At 68.7% G+C, this 10,118-nt stretch carries 10 protein-coding genes and 1 pseudogene; 6 read left to right on the forward strand and 5 right to left on the reverse strand.

Going from position 1 to position 10,118, the window contains the following annotated elements; genetic code table 11:
* Window positions 1–24: 24 nt before the first annotated feature.
* Together RBJ65_RS33480 and RBJ65_RS33485 are read right to left on the reverse strand one after the other, a co-directional pair.
* Window positions 25–1,329, reverse strand: a complete 1,305-nt coding sequence (locus tag RBJ65_RS33480) for a glycosyltransferase family 4 protein (protein WP_306320152.1) — start codon at window positions 1,327–1,329, stop codon at window positions 25–27.
* A gap of 32 nt (window positions 1,330–1,361) precedes the next feature.
* Window positions 1,362–1,910 (reverse strand): annotated as a pseudogene (locus tag RBJ65_RS33485) (GtrA family protein); the annotation flags it as partial.
* A gap of 228 nt (window positions 1,911–2,138) precedes the next feature.
* On the opposite strand from RBJ65_RS33485, the gene RBJ65_RS33490 reads away from it, so the two are divergent.
* Both RBJ65_RS33490 and RBJ65_RS33495 read left to right on the forward strand, forming a co-directional pair.
* Window positions 2,139–2,888, forward strand: a complete 750-nt coding sequence (locus RBJ65_RS33490; protein ID WP_306320151.1) for a response regulator transcription factor — start codon at window positions 2,139–2,141, stop codon at window positions 2,886–2,888.
* A complete protein-coding gene (locus tag RBJ65_RS33495; protein ID WP_306320150.1) occupies window positions 2,888–4,360 on the forward strand; it encodes a HAMP domain-containing sensor histidine kinase in 1,473 nt (490 codons plus the stop codon). The genes RBJ65_RS33490 and RBJ65_RS33495 overlap by 1 nt, the downstream gene beginning before the upstream one ends.
* Here the strand turns inward: RBJ65_RS33495 and RBJ65_RS33500 are convergent.
* Together RBJ65_RS33500 and RBJ65_RS33505 are read right to left on the reverse strand one after the other, a co-directional pair.
* Window positions 4,353–4,715, reverse strand: a complete 363-nt coding sequence (locus RBJ65_RS33500) for a hypothetical protein (RefSeq protein ID WP_306332190.1) — start codon at window positions 4,713–4,715, stop codon at window positions 4,353–4,355. The two genes, RBJ65_RS33495 and RBJ65_RS33500, sit on opposite strands and share 8 nt — an antisense overlap.
* A 385-nt stretch (window positions 4,716–5,100) precedes the next feature.
* Complete coding sequence (locus RBJ65_RS33505; protein WP_306320353.1) at window positions 5,101–5,865, reverse strand: IS5 family transposase; 765 nt, start codon at window positions 5,863–5,865, stop codon at window positions 5,101–5,103.
* Window positions 5,866–6,000: 135 nt separating this feature from the next.
* On the opposite strand from RBJ65_RS33505, the gene RBJ65_RS33510 reads away from it, so the two are divergent.
* The 4 genes from RBJ65_RS33510 to RBJ65_RS33525 all read left to right on the forward strand — a co-directional run bounded on the left by RBJ65_RS33510 (window position 6,001) and on the right by RBJ65_RS33525 (window position 9,660).
* Window positions 6,001–6,558 (forward strand): hypothetical protein, encoded by a 558-nt coding sequence (locus tag RBJ65_RS33510; RefSeq protein WP_306320148.1) that lies wholly within the window; start codon window positions 6,001–6,003, stop codon window positions 6,556–6,558.
* Window positions 6,559–7,744: 1,186 nt separating this feature from the next.
* A complete protein-coding gene (locus RBJ65_RS33515) occupies window positions 7,745–8,350 on the forward strand; it encodes an ABC transporter ATP-binding protein (RefSeq protein WP_306320147.1) in 606 nt (201 codons plus the stop codon).
* A 54-nt stretch (window positions 8,351–8,404) separates the two neighbouring features.
* On the forward strand, window positions 8,405–8,692 hold the full coding sequence (locus RBJ65_RS33520) for a hypothetical protein (RefSeq protein ID WP_306320146.1): 288 nt from the start codon (window positions 8,405–8,407) through the stop codon (window positions 8,690–8,692).
* Entirely contained in the window at window positions 8,689–9,660 is a 972-nt protein-coding gene (locus RBJ65_RS33525; RefSeq protein ID WP_306320145.1) for a hypothetical protein, read from the forward strand. The genes RBJ65_RS33520 and RBJ65_RS33525 overlap by 4 nt, the downstream gene beginning before the upstream one ends.
* A 209-nt stretch (window positions 9,661–9,869) precedes the next feature.
* On the opposite strand, the gene RBJ65_RS33530 is transcribed toward RBJ65_RS33525, so the two are convergent.
* A partial coding sequence (locus RBJ65_RS33530; RefSeq protein ID WP_306332191.1) for a hypothetical protein occupies window positions 9,870–10,118 on the reverse strand: 249 nt, incomplete at its 5' end.

Below are 10,118 nucleotides of genomic sequence, written 5' to 3' on the forward strand. Positions count from 1 at the left end.
TGCCCTTGGTTGGTGGCGGGCGGGTCACGCCGGGCGGTGCACGGAGTCGGGCTCACGCAGTGCGGCGACGGCGCGGTGGGCCAGGCGCAGGACCGGGGACAGGCCGGTGCGGCGGGCCATCCGGGCCGCGCGGGTGCGGAGGGTGGCCGTCCTGCGTTCGCGCAGGCGTCGCGCGCGGGTCGCGGCCAGCTCGGCGCAGAGGTCTTCGTAGCGGCCGGAGAGCGGCGCCGGGTCGAAGCGGATGGCGTCCCGCACCGCGGCGGCGGCCATGCGATGGCGCAGCGGCTCGTCGTCGATCAGTCGGCAGAGGGCGGCGGCCAGGGCCGGTGCGTCGCCGGTGGGGACGAGGCGGCCGGTGACGCCGTCCCGGATGATCTCGCCGGGGCCGTGCGGGCAGTCGGTGGCGACCGCGGGCACCCCGCAGCGCATGGCTTCGGCGATGACCATGCCGAAGGACTCGGCGTCCGAGGACAGGGCCAGGAGCGAGGCCTGTGCCAGTTCGGGCTCGATGGGGGTGTGCGAGCCCATCAGGCGTACGTGGCCGGTCAGTTGGCGTTCCTCGATCTGCTGCCGCAGGTGGTCGCGCTCAGGGCCGCCGCCGTAGATCCGCAGCCGCCAGTCGGGGTGCTCGGCCGCTACGGTGGCGAACGCCTCGACGAGCAGGTCGAAGCGCTTGCCCTTCACCAGGCGGCCCGCCGCCGCCACGACCTTCTCCGTGCCGGACGAGGGCGCGGGGATCAGGGCGGGGAGGGGGTCGGGGATGCTGTTCGGCACGGCGAGGATCTCGACGGCGGTCAGCGGCATCCGGCGGCGGTAGTCGGCCGCGTCCGCTTCGGTGGTGGTGACGATGGCGTCCAAGTCCTGGTAGTGGACGGCGAGTTCGGTGCGCAGTCGCTTGCTGTGCACGGACAGGCTGAGGTGCTCCTGGCCGATGCGCACGGCCCGGCGGCGCCCGAACCGGGCGAGGTAGACGTTCAGGCCGGGGCGGGTGCCGATCAGCATGTCGGCGTCGCAGGCCCGCAGATACGACTCCGCGCGCCGGTCGACGAGCAGGTTGTACTGGCGGTAGCGCTTTTCGGCGGCGGGGAAGGCGCGGGACGGTTCGTCGAAGGCGGGGTCGGCCACGTCCGGGCCGCTCTCCCTGAGGTCCACCAGCGGGACCAGGCGCACGCGCGGGTCCAGCGTCAGGCGTGGGTGGGCGCGGTGCCGCAGCATCGAGGCGATCTCCACGTCGTGGCCGCGCTCGGCGAGGGCGCCGGCGAGATTGAAGGTGGTGCGGATGGTGCCGCCGACCCCGTAGGCGTTGTGCAGCAGAAAGGCGATCTTCATTGGGTTTCCTGTTTCTCCGGGCTCGGCGTGGCTCAGCGCGGGCTGAGCGCTTGGGACGGGTCCGCGATGCGGTCGGCGGAGGGCCGACGCCGGGTGCGGGGCAGGTAGACGAGCGCCTCGGTGGCGGCGAACCGCAACGTGCAGGTGACCGCGAGCGCCAGCGCCGTGGCGGGCAGGACGGCCGTCCCGAGGTGATGAACGAGCCACGCGATCAGAGGGATGCGCAGTACCAGATCGGCGTTGGCCAGCAGGGCGAAACAGGCCGCGCGGTCCGCTCCGCGCCGGTACAGCCTCCGGTCGCGGAAGAGCAGCGCCTCCACCAGCAGAAAGTTCCAGGCCACGCCGAACTGGTTGGCCACCGCCTCGGCGGGAAGAGACGCCACCCCGTCGGCGATCAGCAGGTGCAGGGCCACCAGGTTCGGTAGAAATCCGGTCGAGCCGATCAGTGCGAAGGTCACCAGCCGCGCCGCGTGCGACGCCGGGCGCAGGCCGGCCAGGCGCTGCGGGAACCGCGGCGCTTCATGCCGTGTGGCCCCCGGCTCACCCGCGTACCGCCCCTGGGCGACGAACGGCGCGACGGCCGCACCGCCCTCCTGGAAGGACGGGTGACGGCTCCTCCCACGCCGATTCCACTCATGTCGGTTCATGTCGATCAACGGCATGGGGCCCACGTTGTCGGTGCGGGGTAAGCCGACGGCTTGTGGTCGGTGAGGCTCCGGTAAGAGACCAGGTGAGAGGTGGGTAAGAAGGTTCTGTCCGCCCCCGCTCGCCCTGCCCCGCGGGTGCGGACAGCGGGCAGAGTGGGCGAAATGAAGACTGTGCTGCTCGCCGAGGACGACCGCGCCATCCGCCATGCCCTGGAACGCGCCCTGAGCCTGGAGGGCTACCGGGTCACCGCAGTCGCGGACGGGGTACAGGCGCTCGCCGCCGTGCACAAGGAGCAGCCGGACGTGGTGGTGCTGGATGTGATGATGCCCGGCATCGACGGGCTGCACGTGTGCCGGGTGCTGCGTGAGGGCGGCGACCGCACACCGGTCCTCATGCTCACCGCGAAGGTGGAGACCTCCGACCGTATCGCCGGCCTCGACGCCGGCGCCGACGACTACGTGCCCAAGCCCTTCGAGGTCGAGGAGGTCTTCGCCCGGCTGCGCGCGCTGCTGCGCCGCGCCCCGCTGGAGATGGAGGACGCCGGAGCGGACGGCGGCACCGGAGCGGGCAACGGAAACGACACCGGCAGCGGCGCGGACCCCGGGGTGTCCGGCGTCGTCGAGGCCCTCGGCATCCGGCTCGATGTGCACGCCCGCCGCGCCTGGCGCGAGGCGGACGAACTGGAGCTGACCCGCACCGAGTTCGACCTCCTTGAACTGCTGATCCGCAACGCCGGGCACGTACTGGAGCACGGCACGATCTACGACCGCATCTGGGGCTACGACTTCGGCCCCAGCTCCAAGAACCTGGCGGTCTACATCGGCTATCTGCGCCGCAAGCTCGACCGCCCCGGCCGGCCCGCGCCCATCCAGAGCGTCCGCGGTGTCGGCTACACCCTCCGGGAGTCCTGATGTCCGAGCCCCCCACGCCGGGCGGCCCGCGGCCCGGCCGGCGAGAGCGGCTGCGGCCGCGGCGCAGCCTGCGCACCGTCCTCGCGGTCTCCGTCGCCGCGATCGCCGCCTCGGTGACGGTGCTGGTCGGCTTCCTCAGCTACGACGCCGCGGCCCGGCTCGTGCGGGTGGACCAGGACCGCATCTTCGACGGCGTCACGGGCGATCTCGTGCGCCAGGTCGAGCAGCAGCACCTGTCGCCGCGCGACTACTACAGCTCGGACCCCGACCACGACGGCCCGCGCGACGATCTCACCCGCCGCATGCGCACCAACGTCCAGGTCCTCGGCCCCACCGGACACATCGACGACCACGGCAGCCCCGCCCTCCCTGTGCACCACGAGGACCGGGAGGCCGCCGCGTACGGCAGGGCCGGGCGGGTGGAGCACTACCACGCCACGGTCGGCGGCGAGCACTACCGCGTCGCCACGGTCTCGCTCGGCGACGGGCGCGGGGCGGTGCAGGTCGCCCAGCAGTTCAGCGACACCGAAGACCTGCTCGCCACGCTGCAGCAGCGGACGATGCTGTTCACCGGCGTCGTGATCGTCGGTGCGGGGCTGAGCGGCTGGTGGCTCGCGCGCCGCATCACGCGCCGGCTGGTGCGGCTGACCGCGACCGCCGAGACCGTCGCCGCCGGGCACCGCCTGCACGTGAACGTGCCCGTCACCGGCAAGGACGAGGTCGGCCGGCTCGGCCGGGCCTTCGACGACATGCTGGGCCGGCTCGCCGACTCCGAGGAACTGCAGCGCCGCCTGGTGCAGGACGCGGGCCACGAGCTGCGCACCCCGCTGACCAGCCTGCGCATGAACGCCGCGCTCCTGGACCGGATCGACGACCTGCCGCGGCAGGCCCGCGCCGAGCTGATCACCGACATGAAGGACGAGACCCGCGAACTGACCGACCTCGTCAACGAGTTGGTGGAACTCGCCGCCGGGCACCGCGACGCGGAGGAGCCGACCGCGACGCCACTGGCCGAGGTCGTGCGGAAGGCGGCGCGCCTCACCCGGCGCCGTACCGGCCGCGACATCCTCGTACAGGTCGACGACACCGTCGTGGAGGGCCGGCCCGCCGCGTTGCAGAGGGCGGTCACCAACCTCCTTGAGAACGCCGCCAAGTTCGACCGCGAGAGCACCGCGCCGATCGAGGTCACCGTCTCAGGACCCCGCGTGGAGGTGCGCGACCGCGGCCCCGGCATCGCCGAGACCGATCTGCCGCGCGTCTTCGACCGCTTCTACCGCGCCGACAGCGCCCGCAGCCTCCCCGGTTCCGGCCTCGGCCTGGCCATCGTCGACGCGGTCGCCACGGCCCACGGCGGCGTGGCGTACGCGGGGCACCGGGCGGGTGGCGGGGCCACGATCGGGTTCACGGTGGGGGCGGAGGCGGGCGGCGCGGGTGCGGCCAGCGGGTCACGTGGCGGTGTGCACGTCACGTGATGGCGTGCTCCAGGAGTTCGAGCAGGTCCTGGGTGGCGTCGAGCGCGTAGAACGCCGGAAGCGCGCCAAGCGCGACCACCGCCGTGCAGACCAGCGCGTGCCGATGGGTGACGTGCGCCCGTTCATGGGCGAACAGCACGCGGTGTTCGGCGGGTGGCGTACTCGGTGCGGGCCACGACCAGAAAGCGACCTCGCGCTGTCGTACGACGACGAGTTCGGTCTGCGGCAGGTGTAGAAGGTCCGGGACCGCCGGGTGTCCGCGTGAAACGGGGTGAGCCGCCGGGCCGGGGCCGGGCCTGTCACGCGATGCGTGGGTCGAGGAGCTGAGGTTCGAAGCCGGTCGTCCTTCTGTCATCTGCACCACGTGTCGGCGATGTTGGCTCTTAGGTTGGAGGCGGAGACTTCCGAACTCCGGGTCGTCCCGATGCGCGTCGAACATCACGTTCGCGCGATGTGCCCCCTCGAACTCGGCCTCGCCCACCGGCCGTTCCAGCCAGCGGTAGTAGGACTGTGGGGCGAGCTTCAGTCCCCGGCACGCGACCGCGACGGGGATGCCGGCAGGAAGCGCAGGGTGGAGCTGGACAGGTCGATACCGGGGCGATAGGTAAACGCGTGAAGCCTCTGGTGGATCCGGATTCTCTTGGTCGAAAAGCCGTCTACCAGGTGCTTCTCCATGACGTCAGCCCAACAGGCAAGCCTAGAGAGGAGGTTGAAACAGGCTCAGTGAGCCCTTTCCAACCTCAGTCTGAGCTGGCCAGGTGCAGGGATAGGACGGCTTGGACCAGGCCGGTGATCCTGGTGGTCGAGCAGCGGAGCTTTCGAAGCAGCCGCCAGGTCTTGAGGGTGGCGACGGCCCGTTCGGCCAGAGCGCGAACCTTGGCGTGGGATCGGTTGACCGCCTGCTGGCCTGCGGACAACGTCTCCCACTTGCCCCAGTAAGGAGTTCGGACCGTGCCACCGGCTCCGCGGTATGCCTTGTCGGCCCAGGCGGCGACGTCTGCTGCGGCAAGGGCGTCGACGATGCCGTGCTCGCGTGCTGCGCGGACGTCGTGGACAGCGCCGGGCAGGGCCGGTGAAGCCCACAGCAGACGGCCAAGGGGGTCCGAGACGACCTGCACGTTCATGCCGTGCTTCTTGTGTTTCCCGGAGTAGAAGGGCCGGTCGGCGGCTGTGCGGTCGATCGGCAGCAGGGTTCCGTCCAGGAGGACGAACGCCTTCGTCGAGGCGACCCGCACGGCCTCGGTCAAGGTGGGCGCGAGGTCGGCAAGGAGCTCCACAGCCTCGGTGATGTAGCGGTAGGCGGTGGTGGTGCCGATGTCGATCCCGGCGGCGAGCTGGGCGTAGGTCTGCCCGTCGCGCAGATGGGCGAGCGCAAGCAGAGCTTGGCGGCCGGCGGTCAGCCGTCGCCAACGGGTGCCGATCACACGGCGATGCTGCTGCAGTTGTTGCGCGAGGAAGCGGAGGGCAGAGCTGGACACGTCGACGCCCGACGGGTAGACAAGCACACGAAGCCTCTGGTGGAGATGGTTCTTCTTGTTGGTCGAAAACTCATCTACCAGGGGCTTCACGTGGCTGTCAGCTCAATCGCCCGACTTCCGGGGCAAGTTGGGCAACGCTCACTCAATGGCAGACTGGTCGTCGTGTCCAACTTCTACGCGCAGCCCATTCTGAGAACGGCGGACCTCTCCGAGGGGCTGCGCATCGTGGGAAAGCTGCTCGAGATCGCTGACCTGAGTGATCTCGAAGTTGATTTTGATATGCGGGTCAATTCGGCTGACTCTCTTTCGGCGGTGCTGGCCGTCTTGCCTGAGGCGGAATGGTGGGCGGAAGAGGGGAGAGGCAGCTCGTCGGAGAGGGCGGAGGACCCGTCGGTGGGCTTGCCTATCCGGCTGCGGAGTTGGGCTCAGGCGCCGGAGACCGTGGAGCCGTTCCTTCAGGCAATGGGCGACACCTCCGCGGCGGTGCGGTGGGACTTCAGCGCCTGGCCCGACGTTCCGGAGTTGCGTCTGGGTGTAGGTGGATCCAGAGGCGCCTTTGTCACGCTTTGCGTGCACGCTCAGGATCTCGACTTGGAGGAGCCTGCAAGCGACCACACAGTCTTCGTTCACGTCAAGCAAGCCGAGGCCGAACGTGCACCGTGGCTGGCGGCCCAGGTTGGGATGCGGGTGATCGGCGACTTGGTGATGGCGCCGTACTGAGAGCGCCACGAGCAGGTTGGAAAGGGCTCAGTGAGTGGGGCGGTGCTCAGGTGGGGATCCCGCAGGCTGCTTCACCCTGCCCGGTGACGGGAACGCCTCTGGGCGCTGGACGGGATCGTGTCTCTCGTCATGGTGTTGGCGATCAACGGCTGGGAGTGCGCGGGGCGTCTGCCCGGGGCGCACTTCCACGGGTGGGTACCGTTCCCTGAACAGGGGGGTGGGCCACCGCGTAACTCTCGTTGGTGAACGCCCAGTTCAACCACGAGGAAGCACGATGGCCTGTCCTAGTCTGTCGGCCCGCGGGTACGGGGGAATCCAGCGGGCCGAGGTCTTCATGCTTGCACGCCGTTGCGGAATCGGGGCGGCGTATGCCGGGAACCCGGAGCGTTTGACTCGGCTCCTCATGACAGGTCCGGCGCCGGCCCCGCGGTCAGTGACGTGTCTGCCACCAGAGCAGCGCGGCGGTAAATCCTGCACTGCCGGCGGAATAGGCCGCGCCACGCGTCGTATGGTCCGCGATCGTCCGCAGGTAACACTGCACGCCGCTTAGGCGGATCCGTAGGCGTCCGACGGCCTCATTCTTCCGTCGATCAGTAGAATCGGTCACGGGAGGTCCCTTCCTTCAGGGCAGGCGATGTCCTTCGCGAGCCCCGCTGAGCCGAACGGATGCGACCCCAACGGCCCAGCGGGGCTTTTGAGTTGACCTCTATGACAGCACACTTCCTGTGCGCCCCGTCATGAGCCGCTTGTGTACAAAAGGACTCCGGATTTTTGACGCTCCGCATAAGGCAAATGGTTCATATCTGGCAGGGGTAGCGTCTTCCAGCGGTTCAGCGGGTTACCTCGGGCGTCCGCCTCCGAGGCGCTCGTGGAAGGCCACAGGCTTGCCGCTGGAGATGTTTCCCGTACTCCAGGACGTCGTTGTCGTCGGAGAAGTACCACTCGCGTGACCTGGGTCTTTACCCCTCAACTCCGAAGCCACGAGCGGAAATTTTTCAGCTTCGGCGTTCGTCGCCATCTGGCCCGTAAGCCGCTCGTAGAACTGCAGCTTGGGCACGCAGTACAGCCCACTACTGACTCAGTCCCGAACGCCGTGTTCGCCGCGTCCCGATGACGGCGTCGTTGTCGTGCAACAGCGTCCCGTTCCAGTCCCAGACAAAGGGCCCCTGTCTGCTGTGGCTGGAGCGTGAGCAGGCGGTGTCCCTGGACCGGACTGCGCATCGCCAACCGGGGCGGAAAAGTCACCTGGGGCAACACCGACCTCGCCGACACCGACCCGGCCACCGTGCGGCCACGCGTCGGCCGGGTCCCGCAGAACTACACCCGCTGGCCGGTCAACCTCCGCGAGAACATCCACCTCGGCCAGGCCCGCACCGACGACGACGCCCTGCTCCTGGAAGCCGCCGGAGCCGACGAAGTGATCGCGAAAGTCCCCTACGGCCTCGACACCCTCGTCGCCTCCTCCAACTGGAGCGGCACCGACCTGTCCGGCGGCCAGTGGCAGCGCGTCGCCCTCGCCCGCGCCTTCTACCGCGACGCCGCGATGCTCATGCTCGACGAGCCCACCAGCGCCATGGACGCCCGCGCCGAACACAAGGTCATCAGCCGGTTCAAACGGCTCGCCGTGGGCAAGGCCGCCCTCTTCGTGACCCACAACCTGGAGAACGCCCGGATCGCCGACCACATCGTGGTCCTCCACGAAGGCCGCATCCCCGAAGAAGGTACCTGGGACGAACTCCTGCACAACGGCGGCCGACTGGCCGACCTGTACAAGCTCTCCCAGGACCGGTGAGGGGCGTTCCGCCCTCCGCCCGGCTCAGGAGTCCCCGTTGACCAGGGCACGAATGTGGGCAGCGATGGCCGCTGGCAGTCCGGGGACTCCACAAATCTCGGTACAGCTCACCTCGTTGTCCTCGACGACGTCGCGATCCTCGTCGAGGACAAGGCCGTCACTTTGACCGCTCTTTCTCGCGGTGGCAAAACCACACGTATCCGCACCGACCTGACCGGCATCATTACGAAGGCGGCCGAACAAGCTGGCCGGATGCAGGACGGGATCGAGCGGGACGGCGGTCTTCGCATAGAGGGTGAAGGATGGGTGACCTCAGCCACATCCGTGAGATCCACACCATGACCGTCAGCCTCGATGATCTCTCGACCATAATGACGGCCACTGCGGAATTGGTGCGGGCGGGCTTGCTCAGTCTCGACAACATTCCCTGGACCGTGTCGCTGCACGACCTTGAACTCATCACCGAACTCGTCGCTCGACCGGCTGAGTTCCTCTTGTACCTCCGGCGCCGCCGCAACCCTGACGTCACCGTCATGTTCAACGCGCCCGACGAACTGGATCTTTTCCTGTACTTCTTCGAGGCGGGCCTTTGGGTTGGACCCGACCCCGCACGGGTATGCATGGCGTTCCCGTTCATGCCCGAGCCAACAACCGCGGAGCTGCGCCGCTACCGCTCACAGGAACCGGTCTTCTTGAGTAGCCGCACCGATGCACTGGACCAGTGGTACTACACCAAGGGCCGCACTGGGGAGGGCAAGGAGACCGCGCCGAAGCCGACAATGCCGACGCCTCCCGTCGCATCGCTCATTGACGAACTCCAGTCACGAAACGTCTCCGGCTGGCTGAGTATCGGTGCAACGTTGCTGTCAGGGGCAACGACGACTCAACACCAGTTCGCGCGAAACGGCGACGACCTGCTTAACAACCCATCGCCGAGCGGTAACGGCCGCAGCCTTACCGTGCCTGTCACAGGAGTGGTGGATCCGGCTGAAGGATGGCTGCTTGTCTGGGCCACTCTCCCGGCCGGGAAAGATGTAGTCGGAGAAGAGAAGAGCCTCCGCGACTACCTGCGCGCGAAGAAACATCAGCTCCGCATCCCGCGAGGCGTCGTCTTCCTGTACGACGAAGCAACTAGGGATCTTGCCGGCGTTTACTACGACGGACACATCGGGTCGCTTGATGCCACGCTTACGGCATCTCTCAGTTCGTTGCGACCTGCGTCGGAACTCGGGAATCGGCCCCACCCGAACGCCAAGCGTTTGCCGCGCGGCACGAGGCGTGCCCCAAGAGCGAGCACGAAGCGAAGGTAACGTCGTGGTGTGCCCCCAGAGTTGGGAGCGGTGCAGCCCCGTCGCCGACGTTATTGGTGTGGGGCGGGTTGTCGCCGGTGGAGAGGGCGATGGCCGCGTCACGCTCGGCCGTGATGTCCTCCTCGTCCTCGGGGTCCCTGTCGAGGCAGATGGTGAGAATCCACGTCGTTCACGGCCGCGCCAAGCGGCAGGATCGGGCTGTCTGTGAACTAAGCCCACCGGCAGTTCGTACAGAGCCGCTCGACGGCTTGGCCGAACGCGATGTCGAACTGGTTCACAGAAGCGGCTGACCGCAGTGCGCGGCACTCGGGGCTTCCGTGGAGCTTGCCCTTGCCGGCTGCCGACGCGTGGCAGGTGACGGAGGTGTCCCGGGTCGGACCCAGGGGAACCTCGGGCTTGAAGATCGAGCCGAGCATGACGTGGCGGAGGTCACCGGCATTCGAGGACATGTCGGCAGG

This window comes from Streptomyces sp. KL109B (assembly GCF_030766935.1).
Taxonomy (GTDB): Bacteria; Actinomycetota; Actinomycetes; order Streptomycetales; family Streptomycetaceae; genus Streptomyces.